Source organism: Streptomyces sp. NPDC002463 (assembly GCF_042889835.1).
Lineage (GTDB): Bacteria > Actinomycetota > Actinomycetes > Streptomycetales > Streptomycetaceae > Streptomyces > Streptomyces nymphaeiformis.
The window spans coordinates 378166-394598 of sequence record NZ_JBIARL010000003.1; the positions used below are offsets into that span (position 1 = coordinate 378166).

Sequence of the window (16433 nt, forward strand, 5' to 3'; positions counted from 1 at the left end):
GATCACTTTCGATGCATATTCCGTGATCTGAATACCGATCCAATCAAGGGAGGTTCCTAACCGATCAAGATCGGATCTATAGTGCCGACGTTACGACTCCCCCGCGTGCCTGTTCCCGAGAGTCTGGTTGATGTCGGCGCCGTCCACCCCCTTCCGCCCTGCCCTGCTCGCCTCGTTGCTGACGGCCGCCGCGGGCGGTGCGCTCGCCGTCGCGGCGACCGCCGCCGCGCCGGCCGAGATCCGTCCCGCGCTCGGCTGGTTCGCCGGCGGCGGCGTCCTGCTCCTCACGGCCGCCGCCTTCGCGGTCACCTGGTACGGGCGGACCTCACGCTCCCTGAGCCGCCGGATCGAGGCGCTCACCTCCGAACTCGCCTCCCGTGAGAACCGCGCCGCACGCGAGACGGCGGCGCTGACGGAGCGGTACGAGACGGAGGCCGCCGCCTCGGAGGCGGCCCACGCGGCACGGACCGCCGAGCTGACCGAGGCCCGGGCCGTCGACGTACGGCGGCTCGAGGACCGGCTGCGGCGCGCCGAGTCCGGCCGGTCCGCCGCCATGGCCGCCGCCGCCAACGCGGCCGGCCGCATGCAGGCCCTGGCCACGAGCATGCTCGCCGACCTCCGGGAGATGGAGCACCGGCACGCCGACGAGGACGTCCTCGCCGACCTGCTCCACCTCGACCACCGCACCGCCCAGGCCGGCCGGCTGGCCGACTCCGTCGCCGTACTGACCGGAGCACGGTCCGGCCGGCGCTGGGCCCGCCCCATCGTCATGGAGTCGATCCTGCGCGGCGCCATGGGACGGATCGGCGGCTACCAGCGGGTGCGGCTGCACTCCAGCAGCGACGCGGCCGTCGCCGGGCACGCGGCCGAGGGCGTCATGCACGCCCTGGCCGAACTCATGGACAACGCGGCGAACTTCTCGCCGCCCACCGCCGAGGTCCACGTCTACGTGGAGGAGGTCCCGGCCGGAGTCATCATCTCCGTCGAGGACAGCGGCCTGGTCATGAGCGATGTCCAGCTGCGCCGCGCGGAGGCCGCGGTCGGCTCGACCGCGCAGGACCTGGCCGGTCTCTCCGGCACCCGGCTCGGCCTGGCCGTCGTCGGCCGGCTGGCCCGCAAGCACGGTCTGACCGTGTCGTTCCGCCCCTCGGCGCGCGGCGGCACGGGTGCGCTGCTGATGCTCCCCCAGGAGCTGATCAGCCACACGCCCGTCGAGCCTCCGGCCGCGCCCGACGCCGCCCTGCCGCCCGTGACGGGCCGCCGGCTGACGGCCCCGCCCGCCCCTGAACCGGCCGGCGAGCCCGAGACCACCCACGACACCGTGGCCGAGAGCATCGGCGAGAGCGGGCTGCCGCGCCGCCGTCGCGGCCGGGCGATGGCCGCCGCCCACCCCGACGGTCCGGAGGCCGCCGGGCAGCCCCGCCCGACGGGCCCGCGCACCGGCTCGGCGGCGGGCGCCGCCACCCGGTTCGGCAGCTTCCGCCAGGCGGTCCGCGGCGGGGGCGGCCCGACGGCGGAGACACGTACGACGACCGGCCACGAGCCCACCGCCGAACCCCCCGCCGCCGCGCCGAGCGCCGACGCACCCACCACGAACTCCCCGCACCCGGAAGGCACCCCGTCATGACCGGCACCACCACCGACGAGAAGCTCAGCTGGCTCCTGGAGGGCCTGCTGGAACGCACCCCGGGCACCCGTCACGCCCTGGTGCTCTCCCGGGACGGCCTCAAGCTCTGCCGTACGCCCGAGCTCTCCGTCGACCAGGCCGACCAGCTCGCCGCGATCGCCGCCGGCATCCAGAGCCTGTCGCACGGTGCCTCCGTGGAGTTCGGCGACGGCACGGGCGGGGTCCGCTCCGCGATGGCCGAGTTCTACGGCGGCATCCTGTTCATCGTGGAGGCGGGCGAGGGCGCCCACCTCGCACTGGTCGCCGACGAGGACGCCGACGCCGGACTCGTCGGCCACAACATGTCCGAGCTGGTGGAGCAGTTGGGCGAGCACCTGGTCGCGAGGCCCCGGGGATGAGCCGCGGCAGACCGGGACGGGACGACTCGCCCGACCGGCTCTACACCCTGACCGGCGGCCGCAGCCGCGCCGGGTCCGACGCCTTCGACCTGGTGACGCTCGTCGTCTCCGAGAGCGATCCGGTCGCCGGCATGCAGTCCGAGCACGCCGCGATCCTGCGCATGTGCCGTTTCCCCACGGCCGTGGTGGAGGTGGCGGCGGGACTCGGTCTGCCGGTGTCGATCACGCGGATCCTCCTGGCCGACCTGCACGACACCGGCCGGATCAGCGCGCGGCACCCCCGCGCCTCGTACCGCCTTCCCGATCACGACATCCTGGAGCAGGTGCTCGTTGGACTCCGCAACCTCTGAACAGCGCCAGACCCTGCGCAGCACCGCCGACAACGGACTGAAGATCGTCGTCGTCGGCGGTTTCGGAGTCGGCAAGACCACCCTGGTCCGCTCGGTCAGCGAGATCCGTCCGCTGAACACCGAGGAGACCATGACCCAGGCCGGCGAGGGCGTCGACGACACCGTCGGCGTCGCCGCGAAGACGGCCACCACGGTCGCCTTCGACTTCGGCCGGATCACGCTGGACGCGCACAACGTCCTGTACCTGTTCGGGGCGCCCGGCCAGGAGCGGTTCTGGTTCCTGTGGGACCGGCTGTTCTCCGGGACGCTCGGCGCGGTCGTCCTCGTCGACACCCGGCGGCTCGCCGACTCCTGGTACGCGATCGACCGCCTGGAGCACCACGGCACGCCGTTCGTCGTCGCCTGCAACGACTTCGGCGGCCCCGCCCACACCCCCGCGCAGATCCGCGAGGCCCTCGACCTCGCCGACGAGGTGCCGCTGGTCTTCTGCGACGCCCGGTCCCGCGAGTCCAGCAAGCAGGTGCTGATCTCGCTCGTGGAACACCTGCGGACCGTCGTCGCGGCCGCGCGGCCGACCCCCCACCCGATCCCGGAGCCCACCCCGTGACCCTCCCCGAGCCCCAGCCGGTCCCGCTGAGCGGACCCCGGTTCCAGACCGACCCCACCGAGCTGTACCGGCAGATCCGACGCGAGCACGGGACCGTCGCCCCGGTCGTGCTCGACGGGGACGTGCCCGCCTGGCTGGTCCTCGGCTACCGCGAGCTGCACCAGGTGACCAGCGACCCGGTGCTGTTCTCCCGCGACTCCGAACTGTGGAACCAGTGGGACGCGATCCCGGCGGACTGGCCCCTGCTGCCGATGATCGGCCGCAAGCAGCCGTCCATCCTCTACACCGTCGGCGAGCGGCACCGCGAGCGGGCCGGGGTCGTGTCCGACGCCCTGGAGGCGATCGACCCGTTCGTCCTGAAGGAACGGGCCGAGCGCTTCGCCGACGAGCTCATCGACGCGCTGTGCGGCAAGGGTTCCTGCGACATCATCGCCGAGTACGCGATGCTCCTGCCGGTACGGGTCCTCGCCAGCTGCTACGGCTTCGCCGACGAGCAGGGCCCCGGCCTCGTCACCGCCATGAACGACATGATCAACGGTCAGGAGGGCGCGCTCGAGGGCCAGCGGCACCTGGCCGAGTCGATGTTCGCGCTGCTCGCCGCCAAGGCGGAGACGCCGGGCGACGACGTCGCCTCCCGGATGCTCGCCAACACCGCCGGGTTCACCGTCGAGGAGGTCGCCCAGGACCTCATGGTGATGATGGCCGCGGGCCACCAGCCGACCGCCGACTGGATCGGCAACTCGCTGCGCCTGATGCTGACCGACGACCGGTTCGCGGCCTCGCTCGCCGGCGGCCGGCACAGCGTCGGCGAGGCGATGAACGAGGTCCTGTGGGAGGACACCCCGACGCAGAACGTCGCCGGGCGGTGGGCCTCGCGCGACACCCACCTCGGCGGACGCCGGATCGGCCGCGGCGACCTGCTGCTGCTCGGTCTGGCCGCCGCCAACTCCGATCCGCACGTGCGCACCGACTCCGGCGCGTTCACCGGCGGCAACAACGCCCACCTCTCCTTCGGCCACGGCGAGCACCGCTGCCCGTTCCCCGCGCAGGAGGTCGCCGAGACCATCGCCCGGACGGGCATCGAGGTGCTGCTCGACCGGCTGCCGGACGTGGATCTCGCGGTCGCCGAGAGCGCCCTCGCCCGCCGTCCCTCCCCCTGGCTGCGCGGCCTGACCGCGCTCCCCGTGACGTACACCCCGACCCCCGCCCTTGGAGCCCTCGGATGAGCTGCCCGTACGACCACACCGCCGCGTCCGGCACCGATGTGATCGAGCTTGACCCCTTCGTCGCGGACCTCGACGGCGAGAGCGCCCGACTGCGCGCCGCCGGCCCGCTGGCCCGTGTCGTCCTGCCCGGCGGGGTGGCCTGCTGGGCCGTCACCCGGCACGCCGAGGCGCGCAAGCTGCTCACGGACGCCCGTCTCGTCAAGGACATCGACGTCTGGGGTGCGTGGCAGCGCGGCGAGATACCCCTGGACTGGCCGCTGATCGGTCTCGCGAACCCCGGCCGGTCGATGCTGACCGTCGACGGCGAGGAGCACCGCCGGCTGCGTACGCTGGTCGCGCAGGCGTTGACGGCGCGCCGGGTGGAGCGGCTGCGCGCGGGCATCGAGTCCCTCACCGGGGGGATGCTCGACCGGCTGGCCGAGCGGCCGTCGGGCGAGGTCGTCGATCTGAAGGCGGAGTTCGCGTACCCGCTGCCGATGAACGTGGTGGGCGAGCTGATGGGCGTCGACCCGGCCGACCACCCGCGGATGAAGGCGCTGTTCGACAAGTTCTTCTCGACGCAGACGCCGCCCGAGGAGGTGCCGCAGATGATGGCGGACCTGGGCTCGCTGTTCGCGGGAATCGTGGCGGGGAAGACGGAGAACCCCGGCGACGACCTCACGAGCGCGCTGATCGAGGCGTCGGAGGGCGGCGACCGGCTCACCACGGAGGAGATCACCAACACCCTCCAGCTGATGGTGGCGGCCGGCCACGAGACGACGATCAGCCTGATCGTGAACGCCGTGGTCGCCCTGGAGACCCACCCCGAGCAGCGGGCGCTCGTGCTCAAGGGCGAGGTGCCGTGGGAGAACGTGATCGAGGAGACCCTGCGCTGGTCGACGCCCACCTCGCACGTCCTGATCCGGTTCGCCACCGAGGACATCGAGGTCGGCGACCGGGTGCTGCCCGCGGGCGAGGCCCTGATCGTGTCGTTCGGCGCGATCGGCCGGGACGAGGAGCAGCACGGACCGACGGCGGGCGAGTTCGACGTGACCCGGACGCCGAACCGGCACATCTCCTTCGGGCACGGCCCGCACGTGTGCCCGGGTGCGGCGCTCTCGCGTCTGGAGGCGTCGGTGGCGCTCCCCGCGCTGTACGAGCGCTTCCCTGAGCTGCGTCTGGCGGTGCCGCGCGAGGAGCTCCGCAACAAGCCGGTGGTCACGCAGAACGACCTGTTCGACCTGCCGGTCGTGCTGTCCTGACCCGACGCTCCTCATATGCCCCGTGGTCTCGGCCGCGGGGCATGTACGCTGGGGCCATGCATCTGTCGTCGTGCCTCAGCTGGTGGCGCTCCTCCTAGGAGCGGCCACTACTCGCGCACGACCGGGCCGTTCGGACGAACGGCCCTTTCGCGTTTCCCGGCTCTGGGTCCTGTCGTCCCGACGGCGCCACCGACCCAGACCAGGAGACCCGATGACCGTCCTCGCCCCCGCCGCCCCCTCCGCCGCCTCTGCCGACGACGCCCTCGGGACGTCGGCGGCACGTACGCGCAGTGCCGTCCTGGAGCGGCAGATCCTCGAAGACCCGGGGCGGTTCCGCGTCCTGACCGGCGACCGTCCCACCGGGCGGCTGCACCTGGGGCACTACTTCGGCACCCTGCACAACCGGGTCCGGCTCCAGGACCTCGGGGCGGAGCTGTTCGTGGTCGTCGCGGACTACCAGGTCCTGACCGACCGCGACGTCGCGGACAGCCTCCCGGAGCACGTCGAGGAGCTGGTGCTCGACCACCTCGCCATCGGCGTGGATCCGGAGCGCAGCACGATGTTCACGCACAGCGCCGTCCCCGCCCTGAACCAGCTGCTGCTGCCCTTCCTCAGTCTCGTGTCCGTGGCCGAGCTGAACCGCAACCCCACCGTCAAGGACGAGATCGCGCACTCCCGGCAGTCCGCCGTGAGCGGTCTGATGTTCACGTATCCCGTCCACCAGGCCGCCGACATCCTGTTCTGCAAGGCGAACCTCGTCCCCGTCGGGCAGGACCAGCTCCCGCACCTGGAGATCACCCGGACCGTCGCCCGCCGGTTCAACGACCGCTACGGCAGCGGCTCCGCCGTCTTCCCCGAGCCGGACGCCCTGCTGTCGGAGGCCCCGCTGCTGCTCGGCACGGACGGCACCAAGATGAGCAAGAGCCGCGGCAACTCCATCGCGCTGGCCTCCGGTGCGGACGAGACGGCCCGGCTGGTCAGGGGCGCGAAGACCGACTCCGAGCGTCACATCGCCTACGATCCGGCCGACCGCCCGGAGGTGTCCTCCCTCCTGCTGCTCGCGGCCCTGTGCCAGGGCCGTACCCCCGAGGAGGTCGCCGACGACATCGGCTCCGCGGGGGCCGCCGCACTGAAGCGGACGGTGACGGAGTCGGTCAACGAGTACCTGGCGCCGATCCGGTCCCGCCGCGCGGAGTACGCGCAGGACCGCGCGTACGTGCGCCGGATCCTGCGCGAGGGGAACGAGCGGGCCCGGGCCGTCGCCGACGCGACGCTGGCGGAGGTGCGGGCGGCGATGAACAGTCGCTACTGACGTATGTTTCCGGCATGGGATCGACGGAGGGGATCATGCGATGAGCGAGGCGATCGTGGACGCCATCGACCGGGCGCTGCTCGCCGAGCTCCAGCGGGACGCCACCCAGGCGTACGCGGTGCTGGGCAAGGCGGTCGGCCTGTCGGCGGGCGCCGCGCACGAGCGGGTGCGGAAGCTGCGGGAGCGGGGCGTCATCCGCCGTACCACCGTGGACGTCGATCCCGCCGCCCTCGGCCAGGACGTGCTGGCCTTCGTCATGGTCGACTCGTCGGCCTGGATCGGGGACTCGGCGGCGGCGTTCGCCGCGATCCCCGAGATCCAGGAGGCGCACGTCATCGCCGGCAGTGCCTCGGTCCTGGTGAAGGTGCGCACCACCACCACGGTCCGGCTGCAGGACGTGCTGCGCCGCTTGTACGCCATCGAGGGTGTGAGCGGCACGCAGGCGACGGTGTCCCTGGAGACCTTCTTCGAGCGGCCGGTCTCCACGGACTGATCCGGTGCCGTCCGGCGTCAGCCGGCGGCTCCGCTCTCCAGGATGCCCTTGAGGGTCATCTCGTCCTTCGGCATCTCCTTCCGCAGGTGCGGGCGGACGACGAGGGGGACGAGTGCCTTGCCGATGCCGTGTCCCTCGAAGTCGAGGGAGAGGGTCAGGCGGGAGCGCTCGCCGTCTTCGAGCGGCTCTATGGTGCCCCGCACGTCGCCGCGCACGGGGCCGTCGATGCCGTGCACGTGCCAGTGCCTCGGCGGCTCCAGCTCGATGACCTGCATGATCGCGGTGAACTCCCGCTTGCCGAGCCGTCGGGTGACGGCGACCTTGGAGCCGACCGCGAAGGGGGCGTCGCCGATCTTGCGGACCGAGACCGCGCTCTGCTGCCATTCGGGCAGATGCGTCGGGTCGGTCACGTAGGAGAAGACATCCGCGGGCGTACGGGCGATGTCGATGGATTCCTTGATGGCAGGCATGTCGCCTTCTTCGTTCGACGGGAGACCCCGCCGGAGGCCGAAGCGCCGAGGCGGGCCCGTAGTCGCTTCATACGAATCGTCCCACTCCGGGCGTCGGCCCGCCAGCCTCGGCCCGAGGAGCACCACCCGCTTGCCGGTCCTCCGGTTGCGGTTAATGTCGATATATAGGCGATATGTACATCCTCGTTCCCGCGCTCACGAGGTGAGGGAGAGGGGGAGTACGGAAGGAGCCTCCCATGACCCGTACATTGCGGAGCGCGATAGCCCTGGCCGGAGCCGCGGCACTCTCCCTGGGAGTGGCGGCGACCAGCGCGACGGCCCTGGGCGCGGGGAGCGAGAAGCAGGAGAACATCAAGATCGGTCTGCTGCTGCCGGAGAGCAAGACCACGCGGTACGAGAAGTTCGACCGGCCCTACATCGAGCAGAAGATCAAGGAACTGGCCCCGGACGCCCAGATCGACTACTACAACGCCGCGCAGAACCCCACCACCCAGCAACAGCAGGTCAACACCGCCCTCGCCAAGGGCGACAAGGTCATCATCCTGGATGCCGTGGATGCCAAGTCCATCCAGTCCTCCGTGCAGAAGGCCCATGACGCGGGCGTCAAGGTCGTCGCGTACGACCGTCTCGCGCAGGGCCCCATCGACGCCTACGTCTCGTACGACAACCACAAGGTGGGCGAGCTGCAGGGCAAGGCGCTCCTCGCCGCGCTCGGCGCCAAGGCCAAGAGCGGCGAGATCGTGATGCACAACGGGTCGCCGACCGACCCGAACGCGGCCGAGTTCAAGGCCGGCGCGCACTCCGTCCTCGACGGCAAGGTGAAGATCGGCAAGGAGTACGACACTCCCGACTGGGACCCGAACAACGCCAACCAGCAGATGGCCGGCGCCATCAGCTCCCTCGGCAAGGACAAGATCGTCGGTGTCTACTCGGCCAACGACGGACTGGCCGCCGGTATCGCCACCGCCCTCAAGGCCGCCGGCATGAACGTGCCGCTGTCCGGCCAGGACGCCCAACTCGACGCGATCCAGCGGATCCTGATCGGCACTCAGACCTTCACCGTCGAGAAGCCGTACAAGCCCGAGGCCGACATCGCCGCCACCATGGCCGTCAACCTGGCGGAGGGCAAGAAGCTCTCGTCCGACCTGGCACCCACCACCGTCACCAGCGACGGCGACCGCAAGGTCGCGGCCCGGCTGCTCAACCCGGTCGTGGTCAACAAGGACAACATCAAGGACACCGTCGTCAAGGACGGGCTCTACACGGTCCAGGAGATCTGCACTCCGACCTATGCGGCGGCCTGCAAGGACGCCGGTCTCGAATAGCCGGGGGCCATCCAAGAGCCGCGTATCGCGTCCGTCAGCCGCGCCCCTCACCGCGGGCGGCGTCGGAGCGGTCCGCGCGAGCGGAGGAGGCGGTTCCCTTGTCGGAGCCACCCGTGCTCACCCTGCGGGGGATCTCCAAACGGTTCGGCGCGGTCCAGGCGTTGAAGGGCTTCGATCTGGAGGTCCACGCCGGCGAGGTCGTCGCCCTCGTCGGCGACAACGGCGCCGGCAAGTCCACCGCCGTCAAGTCGATCGCCGGAGTGAACCCGCCCGACGAGGGCGTCATCGAATGGCAGGGCCGGGCGGTCAGCATCAACCGGCCCCACGACGCCCAGAACCTCGGCATCGCCACCGTCTACCAGGACCTCGCCCTGTGCGACAACCTCGACGTGGTCGGCAATCTCTTCCTCGGCCGCGAACTGCGCCGCTTCGGCGTCCTGGACGAGGTCCGGATGGAACAGCGCTCGCGCGAACTGCTCGACACCCTCTCCATCCGGATCCCCAGCGTCCGGATCCCGGTCGCCTCCCTGTCGGGCGGCCAGCGCCAGACCGTCGCGATCGCCCGCTCCCTGATCGGCGACCCCAAGGTCGTCATCCTGGACGAGCCGACCGCCGCCCTGGGCGTGGAGCAGACCGCCGAGGTCCTCGACCTGGTCGAGCGGCTCCGCGATCACGGTCTCGGCACCATCCTGATCAGCCACAACATGGTGGACGTGATGGCGGTCGCCGACCGGATCGCCGTCATGCGCCTCGGCCGGAACAACGGCTTCTTCGACAAGCGCTCCACGACCACCGAGGAGATCATCTCCGCCATCACCGGGGCCACCGAGAGCGCCGTCACCCGCCGCCAGGCCCGCAAGCGGCAGGAGGAGGAGCAATGAGACGGGACCGAGCCCCCGACAACGGCGCGCAGGAACCGGCGCCCGAGGCCATGCCGGCGGTCGACACCCGGCTGCTCGTCCGCGAGGAGGGCCTGAAGGGATACCTCGGGGAGTTCCGCCGCAAGCTGCACAGCGGGGAGCTGGGGTCACTGCCCGTCGTCGTCGCCGTGATCATCATCTGGACGGTGTTCGGCAGCCTCGACTCCACGTTCCTCTCCGCCCAGAACCTCTCCGACCTCAGTCAGCAGATCGTCGGCACCGGCATGATCGCCGTCGGCATCGTCTTCGTCCTGCTGCTCGGCGAGATCGACCTCTCCGTCGGCTCCGTCAGCGGCCTGTGCGCCGCCATCTTCGCCGTACTCAACGTCATCAACGGCATGAACCAGTGGCTGGCCCTCCTCGTCGCCCTCGTGGGCGGAGCGGCCGTCGGGCTCATCCACGGGTTCTTCTTCGCGAAGGTCGGCGTGCCGGCGTTCGTGGTCACCCTGGCGGGCAACCTGTTCTGGAACGGCCTGATGCTCCAGATCCTGGGCGCCAACGGCACGGTCAACATCCCGAGCGAGAGCATCGTCTCCAAGCTCTACTCGACGATCTTCCACAGCCCTGCCGCGGCCTATGTGACCGCGGCCGTGGGCGTCGGGCTCTTCCTCGCGGCCTCGCTCCTCGACGCCAGACGCCGCCAGGCCGCCCGGGTGCCGTTCCGGCCGGTCGCCGAGATCGTGCTCCGTACGGTCGTCATCGCCGCGATCGCGTTCGCCGCGGCGTACATCCTCAACCAGTACCAGGGGCTTCCGCTCGCGCTCCTCATCTTCCTGATCCTGCTCGTGGTCCTGGACTTCGTGCTCCGCCGTACGACGTACGGGCGGCGGGTCTTCGCCGTCGGCGGCAACATCGAGGGCGCGCGCCGCGCCGGCATCAGCGTGCCGTTCGTCCGGATGACCGTCTTCTCGATCTCCGGGCTCATGGCGGCCGTCGGCGGCATCTTCCTCGCCGGGCAGATCCAGTCCGCGAGCCAGACGTCCGGCGGCGGCAACCTGCTGATGAACGTCATCGCCGCGGCCGTCATCGGCGGCACGAGCCTGTTCGGCGGACGCGGCTCGGTCTGGTCCGCCCTCCTCGGCGCGCTGGTGATCGGGTCCATCCAGTCCGGCATGAACATCATGGGCGTCAGCAACGCCGTCCAGTTCATGATCACCGGATCGGTCCTGCTGGCCGCCGTCGTCGTCGACTCGCTGTCCCGCCGGAGCCAGAAGGCCGCGGGCCGCGCCTGATCCCACAGGGCTCCGGAAGGGGGACCTCCATGACGGCGGACGACCCGCACCCGCGGGAGGGGCTGCGGCACGGCCGGAACGAGACCGAGATGGAACGGGCCGACCGGCGCTGGACCGACATCATGCAGGAGATCCGGGTGGCGCAGACCGGGGTGCAGATCCTCCTCGGCTTCCTCCTCACCGTGGTGTTCACCCCGCGCTTCCAGGACCTCCAGCAGACCGACAAGACGGTCTACATCGTCACGGTCGTCCTCGGATCGCTGGCCACGGGCGCACTCATCGGCCCCGTCGCCTTCCACCGGATCGTGTCGGGGCGGCGGCTGAAACCCCAGGCGGTCGTCTGGGCCTCCCGGCTCACCTTCACCGGTCTGATCCTTCTCCTCGCGACCCTGACGTCCGCGCTCTTCCTCGTCCTGCGGGTGGTCACGCACGACGACCCGTACGTGCCCTGGCTCGTCGCCGGCGTCCTCGCCTGGTACCTGCTCTGCTGGTTCGCGCTTCCCCTGTGGGTCCGGTTCCGCTACACCAGCGACGACTGACGCGGCCCTCCGGCCGTTCAGAGCACCGGCGAGTCGGTGAAGAGTTCGTTCACCCAGAGGGCGCTCGCCTCGGCGCACCCCGTCGTCGGCGTTCCGGGGAAGAGGCGGAACCAGGAGACCGCCCTGCCGAGGGCGGCGAGCCGGACGGCGAGCGACGCCGCGCGGCGCAGCTCCGGGAGGGAGTGGCCCAGGTCGGTCCAAGGCTCCAGGTAGGCGTCGCGCAGCCCGTGCACATGCTCGGGGCCGTGCCGCTCCCGGACGGCGCGGGCGGGGACGAGGAGGCTGGCGAAGGGGTGGGCGACATTGGCGTCGCCCCAGTCGAAGAAGGTGAAACGGCCGGCGGCGGGGGCGAGGAGCTGGGCGTCGTGCAGATCGCAGTGATCGAGCGAGTCCGGGATCCCGTACGCGTCGAGCTCGGCGCACCAGTCCAGGAGCCGGGGCCGCTGCTCCCGCAGGGCGCGGCGGGCGTCCGGGTCCAGGGTGGCGTTGCCCTCGACGAGGCCGTCGAAGATGCCCGGCAGCTGACCGGTCCGGCCGCCGGGCACGCCGAGAGCCGTCAACCGGTCCGCGTACGGGGTGAGGGCCCGCTGCATCCGCGCGTACTGGCCGAGCGCCTGCGCCCAGGACTCCGGGCCGGCGCCACCGGCGTCGAGGACGTTCCGGAAGAGGGGCCCGCCGTCGGGGAGGAGCGACCAGCCGCGCGCGGCGTCGACCGCGAGGGGCGTCACGACGTGCTCGGGCACCCAGTCGGCGAGCGCGCCGCCGAGAGCGGCCTCGAAGGCGGCGTCGGGCGCGCTCGCCTTGAACCACACCGTCTCGCGCTCGCCGGCTCCGATACGGAACCGCACGAGGATCGACCAGGGCCGGACCCTCACCTCACGGGGCCCCGTCTCCTCCAGACCGTGCCGGCCGAGCTCCCGCTCCGACCAGCCGAGGGCGGCCGCCCTCCAGTCCTCTTCCTCCCAGGGGGTGACCGCGTCGGCGAACTGCCCGCGGTCCACCGTCATGGACATCGCTCTTCCCATCGGGCGATTGCACCATCGGGGCGACTTCGGCGCACCCGAATTTCGGCGGGCCCGTACGGGAAGCGGAGCGACACCTACCAATATTCGTATACCAAAACGAGGAGCCGGGAAACCCCTTACTGACCGGTTCACGCGGGTTGCCTTCCCTTACCGATCTTCACCCTTGTCCAGCTCGCCTCACTTGGTATACAAAACGGGGAGCCGCCGCCGGCCCACTCCCCCAAGGAGCTTCCATGTGCCTCGAAGCCAGCCCTCCGCCCTCCCCCTCGGTGACCCGCCGCGGCATCCTCGCGGGTGCGGCCGCGCTCGCCGGCACCGTGGCCGTGTCCGGCACGGCGGCCGCGGCCCCCTCGACGGCCGCGGCCCGGGGCGACGGCAGCCCGGCCGGGGGCGACCTCGTGATCCGGGGCGGCACCCTCCTCGACCCCGCGACCGGCGAGGCCATCGAGAACGCCGTCGTCGTGATCGAACGCGGAACCGTACGCGCGGCGGGCCGCGAGGGTGCCGTCACGGTCCCGGAGGGAGCCGAGGTCCTCGACGCCCACGGCCACTGGGTCCTGCCGGGCCTGGTCGACGCGCACATCCACCTCAGCACCGCCGCCGAGGCCCGCGACGCCGTCCGCCAGGGCGCGACCAGCGCGCGCAGCGGATCGACCACCTTCTACCAGGACATCGCCGTCCGCGAACTCGCCCGGCACAGCCCGGCCCTCGCACCCCGCGTGACGGCCGCCGGCGTCTTCGTCACCCCGGACCTCGGCGACACCGTCCTCGCCGACCCCGACCTCACCCCGCTCGCGCGCCTCAAGGACGGCGTGCGCTCGGCCGAGGCGCTGCGCCGCGTCGTCGAGGTCAACCTCGCGCGCGGCGCGGACGTCATCAAGACCCGCGTCAACGAGCGCGCCGGACTCCCCGAGCAGGACCCGCTGGCCCAGGTGTACTCGTACGAGCAGCTCGCCGAGATCGTCGCCGCCGCCCGGCGGCGCGGCAAGGGCGTCCTGTGCCACAGCTACAGCGAGCGGGGCTGCCACGACGCCGTCACGGCCGGCATCCGGTCCCTGGAGCACGGCGCGTTCGTCGGCGAGCGCACGCTGGTCGAAATGCGGCGCAGGGGTACGTACTTCACCCCCACGCTCTCCGCCATCGCCGGCATGGTCGACTCCCCGAACCCGATCCTCGCCGAACGCGGCCGCACGTACCTCCCCCTGCTGAAGCGGGCCGTCCTCGCCGCGCACGAACTCTGCGTGCCGATCGCCGCGGGCACCGACTCCTCCGGTGGTACGGTGCGGCCGATCGGCCGCGAGGTCGAACTGATGCGTGCCGCGGGACTGTCGGCGCTCGACGCGATCCGCACCGCGACGACGGGCGCCGCGCGGCTCCTCGGCACGGAACGCACGGTGGGCCGACTGGCCCGGGGGTACGCGGGCGACGCGATCCTGGTGGCGGGTGACCCCCTGTCGGACGTGACCCTCCTGAAGCACCCGACCCGCGTGGTACGAGCGGGCGTCCAGGTCTGACCCTCACCTCGGTCGCGCCCCGGCGCGACCGGCGCCCCGTGCGGATGCCCTGGTACGGCAGGTACCCCGTGCGCGCGCCCGTTGCCGTGTGGGCGATCGTCCCGCAGGGCGATGGGGGTCCCCCTGCTCGAGCGAAGCCGAGAGCTCGGGGGAGGGTGGGCACACGGGACGGCGTCCCTAGCGGCGCCTCCGCGTTCCGCGCCTGGACCCGCACCACCTTGTGCGGCTCGCATCCGGTGCGGGTCAGGGCACGGGAGCCTCTGGCGCCGGCAGGCGCGGGTCCGTTGTGCCCACCCGTCCCGCCCCGGCGGAACGCATGCCCACAACGTGGCGGCCAACCACCCCCCGAACCACACCCCCGTCCCCGTCCCACCCCCTCCGAAGGAGCCTCCATGCAGCCCCCGTCCGCCCCCACCCCCGCCCTCTCCCGTCGCACCATGCTCGCCGGTGCCGCCGCCCTCGCCGGGGCCACGGCTGCAAGCGCCGCGACAGCCGGCACCGCGCAGGCGGCGACCGGCCGTGCCGGGCGGCGCGACAGGACCGTCGTGTTCCGTGACGTGCGTCCGTTCGGCGCGGCCAAGGCGACGGACCTCGTCGTCGTCGACGGCCGGATCTCGGACGGCCCCGCGCCGCACGGCGCGAAGGTCGTCGACGGCGGCGGCCGCATCGCGCTCCCGTCCCTCGTCGACGCGCACATCCACCCCGACAAGACCACCTGGGGCGGCTCCTGGGTGTCGCGTCGCCCGGCCTCCACCATCGCCGACTACGTCGCACAGGACGTGGACCTGTTCCGCGCGCAGCGCCGCCCGGTCGCCGAGCGCGCCTACGGCCTGATGAGCCACGCCGTCGCCCGCGGCACCCGCGGCATGCGCGCCCACGCCGACGTGGCCCCGGCGTACGGTCTGGCCGGGGTGGAGGGCCTGGCGGAGGCCCGCGAGCGGCTGCGTCACGCCCTGGACGTGCAGATCGTGGCCTTCCCGCAGCACGGTGTCATCCGCACCCCGGGCACCGCGGCGCTCCTGGAGAAGGCCGCGCGCGAGGGCGTGATCGACATGATCGGCGGCATCGACCCGATCGGTTTCGACCACGCGCTCGACGAGCAGCTGGACGTCGTCTTCGGGATCGCGGACCGGCACGGCGTCGGTGTGGACATCCACCTCCACGACCGCGGCGAGAAGGGCATGCAGGCGATGCGCGGCATCGTGGAGCGTACGCGCGCGCTCTCCCTCGCCGGCAAGGTCACGGTCAGCCACGTCTTCTGCCTTCCTGGCCTGACGGACAGTGAACTCGGTTCCATCGCAACAGACTTGGGCGAGCAGGACATCGCCCTCACCACGGTCGCCCCGTCGGACTCCCTGGTGCTGCCGATCGCCCGGCTGCGCGAGCACGGCGTGCGGGTCGGGCTCGGTTCCGACGGTGTGCGCGACTCCTGGAGCCCGTTCGGCGACGCCGACATGATGCACCGCGCCCACATCCTCGGCTGGGTGACGGACGTGCGTCTCGACGACGAGCTGTCGGAGTGCTACCGCGTCGCGACCCACGGCGGCGCGGACGTCATGGGCCTCGCGCACGCCGACTTCAGGCCCGGGTCCCCGGCCGACTTCGTCCTGGTGCAGGGCGAGTGCGTGCCGCAGGTCGTCGTCGACATGCCGCGCCGTGACATGGTCGTGCACGGCGGTGTCGTCGTGGCCCGCGACGGGGTGTTCCTCGCCTGACGCAGCCGTACGGGCCCGGTTGTCACCGGGCCCGTACGGGGCGTGGGCCGGCCTACAGGTACGGCCGGGTGATCAGCTCGATCGCGTGGCCGGAGGGGTCCTTGAAGTAGACCCCGCGACCGCCGTGTTCGGTGTTGGTCTCGCCGGGGCGCCGCATCTGCGGATCGGCCCAGTGCTCGATGCCGCCGTCGCACAGGCGCTGGTACGCCCGGTCGAACAGTTCGTCGTCGACCATGAAGGCGTAGTGCTGCATCTGGATGTCCACCGGGGGTTCGGCGAACTGGAGCAGGACGCCGTCGGTGAGCTGGATGTTGAGGAAGGGACCCCAGGACGGCGCCTCGGGGAGTTCCAGCAACTCGCGGAAGAACCGCGCGGATTCGTCGCGGTTCTCGGACGCGATGATGGTGTGGTTGAACGTGACCGCCATGTGGATGACCTC

The 16433-nt window shown here is 71.9% G+C and carries 17 protein-coding genes; 14 read left to right on the forward strand and 3 right to left on the reverse strand.

The window, feature by feature from the left end:
• Positions 1 to 130 precede the first annotated feature (130 nt).
• From ACFYX3_RS09575 to ACFYX3_RS09610, 8 genes are all read left to right on the forward strand, one after another.
• Positions 131 to 1627, forward strand: a complete 1497-nt coding sequence (locus ACFYX3_RS09575) for a sensor histidine kinase (RefSeq protein WP_389010279.1) — start codon at positions 131 to 133, stop codon at positions 1625 to 1627.
• Positions 1624 to 2025, forward strand: coding sequence for a roadblock/LC7 domain-containing protein (locus ACFYX3_RS09580; RefSeq protein WP_030212242.1), 402 nt, complete (start codon positions 1624 to 1626; stop codon positions 2023 to 2025). The genes ACFYX3_RS09575 and ACFYX3_RS09580 overlap by 4 nt, the downstream gene beginning before the upstream one ends.
• Positions 2022 to 2375, forward strand: a complete 354-nt coding sequence (locus ACFYX3_RS09585) for a DUF742 domain-containing protein (protein ID WP_030690507.1) — start codon at positions 2022 to 2024, stop codon at positions 2373 to 2375. Before ACFYX3_RS09580 ends, ACFYX3_RS09585 begins: the two co-directional genes overlap by 4 nt.
• Complete coding sequence (locus ACFYX3_RS09590; RefSeq protein WP_389010284.1) at positions 2356 to 2982, forward strand: ATP/GTP-binding protein; 627 nt, start codon at positions 2356 to 2358, stop codon at positions 2980 to 2982. Before ACFYX3_RS09585 ends, ACFYX3_RS09590 begins: the two co-directional genes overlap by 20 nt.
• Positions 2979 to 4208: a cytochrome P450 gene (locus ACFYX3_RS09595; protein ID WP_389010286.1), complete on the forward strand. Its 1230-nt coding sequence runs from the start codon at positions 2979 to 2981 to the stop codon at positions 4206 to 4208. The genes ACFYX3_RS09590 and ACFYX3_RS09595 overlap by 4 nt, the downstream gene beginning before the upstream one ends.
• Positions 4205 to 5449 (forward strand): cytochrome P450, encoded by a 1245-nt coding sequence (locus ACFYX3_RS09600; RefSeq protein WP_389010288.1) that lies wholly within the window; start codon positions 4205 to 4207, stop codon positions 5447 to 5449. Before ACFYX3_RS09595 ends, ACFYX3_RS09600 begins: the two co-directional genes overlap by 4 nt.
• Before the next feature lie 211 nt (positions 5450 to 5660).
• A complete protein-coding gene (gene trpS, locus ACFYX3_RS09605; protein WP_389010290.1) occupies positions 5661 to 6761 on the forward strand; it encodes a tryptophan--tRNA ligase in 1101 nt (366 codons plus the stop codon).
• 55 nt (positions 6762 to 6816) lie between these two features.
• Positions 6817 to 7254 (forward strand): Lrp/AsnC family transcriptional regulator, encoded by a 438-nt coding sequence (locus tag ACFYX3_RS09610; RefSeq protein ID WP_382654256.1) that lies wholly within the window; start codon positions 6817 to 6819, stop codon positions 7252 to 7254.
• 17 nt (positions 7255 to 7271) lie between these two features.
• On the opposite strand, the gene ACFYX3_RS09615 is transcribed toward ACFYX3_RS09610, so the two are convergent.
• Positions 7272 to 7724 (reverse strand): SRPBCC family protein, encoded by a 453-nt coding sequence (locus tag ACFYX3_RS09615; RefSeq protein ID WP_389010292.1) that lies wholly within the window; start codon positions 7722 to 7724, stop codon positions 7272 to 7274.
• A gap of 236 nt (positions 7725 to 7960) precedes the next feature.
• Between ACFYX3_RS09615 and ACFYX3_RS09620 the strand changes: the two genes are divergently transcribed.
• From ACFYX3_RS09620 to ACFYX3_RS09635, 4 genes are all read left to right on the forward strand, one after another.
• Positions 7961 to 9049 carry a substrate-binding domain-containing protein gene (locus ACFYX3_RS09620; RefSeq protein ID WP_389010295.1) on the forward strand — a complete coding sequence of 363 codons (1089 nt, stop codon included), beginning with the start codon at positions 7961 to 7963 and terminating at the stop codon, positions 9047 to 9049.
• A 98-nt stretch (positions 9050 to 9147) separates the two neighbouring features.
• Positions 9148 to 9930, forward strand: coding sequence for an ATP-binding cassette domain-containing protein (locus tag ACFYX3_RS09625; RefSeq protein ID WP_382652890.1), 783 nt, complete (start codon positions 9148 to 9150; stop codon positions 9928 to 9930).
• Positions 9927 to 11201, forward strand: a complete 1275-nt coding sequence (locus ACFYX3_RS09630; RefSeq protein ID WP_389010299.1) for a sugar ABC transporter permease — start codon at positions 9927 to 9929, stop codon at positions 11199 to 11201. Before ACFYX3_RS09625 ends, ACFYX3_RS09630 begins: the two co-directional genes overlap by 4 nt.
• A gap of 29 nt (positions 11202 to 11230) precedes the next feature.
• The gene (locus ACFYX3_RS09635; RefSeq protein ID WP_389010302.1) at positions 11231 to 11740 is read left to right on the forward strand and encodes a DUF6328 family protein; all 510 of its coding nucleotides are present in this window, start codon (positions 11231 to 11233) and stop codon (positions 11738 to 11740) included.
• Positions 11741 to 11757: 17 nt separating this feature from the next.
• On the opposite strand, the gene ACFYX3_RS09640 is transcribed toward ACFYX3_RS09635, so the two are convergent.
• Positions 11758 to 12747, reverse strand: a complete 990-nt coding sequence (locus ACFYX3_RS09640) for an aminoglycoside phosphotransferase family protein (protein ID WP_389010305.1) — start codon at positions 12745 to 12747, stop codon at positions 11758 to 11760.
• Between the two features lie 251 nt (positions 12748 to 12998).
• Here ACFYX3_RS09640 and ACFYX3_RS09645 point away from each other — a divergent pair, with 251 nt between their 5' ends.
• Both ACFYX3_RS09645 and ACFYX3_RS09650 read left to right on the forward strand, forming a co-directional pair.
• Complete coding sequence (locus ACFYX3_RS09645; protein ID WP_389010308.1) at positions 12999 to 14279, forward strand: amidohydrolase family protein; 1281 nt, start codon at positions 12999 to 13001, stop codon at positions 14277 to 14279.
• Positions 14280 to 14671: 392 nt separating this feature from the next.
• Complete coding sequence (locus ACFYX3_RS09650) at positions 14672 to 15994, forward strand: amidohydrolase family protein (RefSeq protein WP_389010311.1); 1323 nt, start codon at positions 14672 to 14674, stop codon at positions 15992 to 15994.
• 52 nt (positions 15995 to 16046) lie between these two features.
• Here the strand turns inward: ACFYX3_RS09650 and ACFYX3_RS09655 are convergent, their stop codons facing one another.
• The gene (locus ACFYX3_RS09655; RefSeq protein ID WP_359516721.1) at positions 16047 to 16421 is read right to left on the reverse strand and encodes a VOC family protein; all 375 of its coding nucleotides are present in this window, start codon (positions 16419 to 16421) and stop codon (positions 16047 to 16049) included.
• Between the last annotated feature and the right edge of the window lie 12 nt (positions 16422 to 16433).

Coding starts and splice junctions, on each gene's coding strand:
- ACFYX3_RS09575 (WP_389010279.1), top strand. CDS start 131: ATGTCGGCGCCGTCCACCCCCTTCCGCCCTGCCCTGCTCGCCTCGTTG.
- ACFYX3_RS09580 (WP_030212242.1), top strand. CDS start 1,624: ATGACCGGCACCACCACCGACGAGAAGCTCAGCTGGCTCCTGGAGGGC.
- ACFYX3_RS09585 (WP_030690507.1), top strand. CDS start 2,022: ATGAGCCGCGGCAGACCGGGACGGGACGACTCGCCCGACCGGCTCTAC.
- ACFYX3_RS09600 (WP_389010288.1), top strand. CDS start 4,205: ATGAGCTGCCCGTACGACCACACCGCCGCGTCCGGCACCGATGTGATC.
- trpS (WP_389010290.1), top strand. CDS start 5,661: ATGACCGTCCTCGCCCCCGCCGCCCCCTCCGCCGCCTCTGCCGACGAC.
- ACFYX3_RS09615 (WP_389010292.1), bottom strand. CDS start 7,724: ATGCCTGCCATCAAGGAATCCATCGACATCGCCCGTACGCCCGCGGAT.
- ACFYX3_RS09620 (WP_389010295.1), top strand. CDS start 7,961: ATGACCCGTACATTGCGGAGCGCGATAGCCCTGGCCGGAGCCGCGGCA.
- ACFYX3_RS09630 (WP_389010299.1), top strand. CDS start 9,927: ATGAGACGGGACCGAGCCCCCGACAACGGCGCGCAGGAACCGGCGCCC.
- ACFYX3_RS09635 (WP_389010302.1), top strand. CDS start 11,231: ATGACGGCGGACGACCCGCACCCGCGGGAGGGGCTGCGGCACGGCCGG.
- ACFYX3_RS09640 (WP_389010305.1), bottom strand. CDS start 12,747: ATGACGGTGGACCGCGGGCAGTTCGCCGACGCGGTCACCCCCTGGGAG.
- ACFYX3_RS09645 (WP_389010308.1), top strand. CDS start 12,999: ATGTGCCTCGAAGCCAGCCCTCCGCCCTCCCCCTCGGTGACCCGCCGC.
- ACFYX3_RS09650 (WP_389010311.1), top strand. CDS start 14,672: ATGCAGCCCCCGTCCGCCCCCACCCCCGCCCTCTCCCGTCGCACCATG.
- ACFYX3_RS09655 (WP_359516721.1), bottom strand. CDS start 16,421: ATGGCGGTCACGTTCAACCACACCATCATCGCGTCCGAGAACCGCGAC.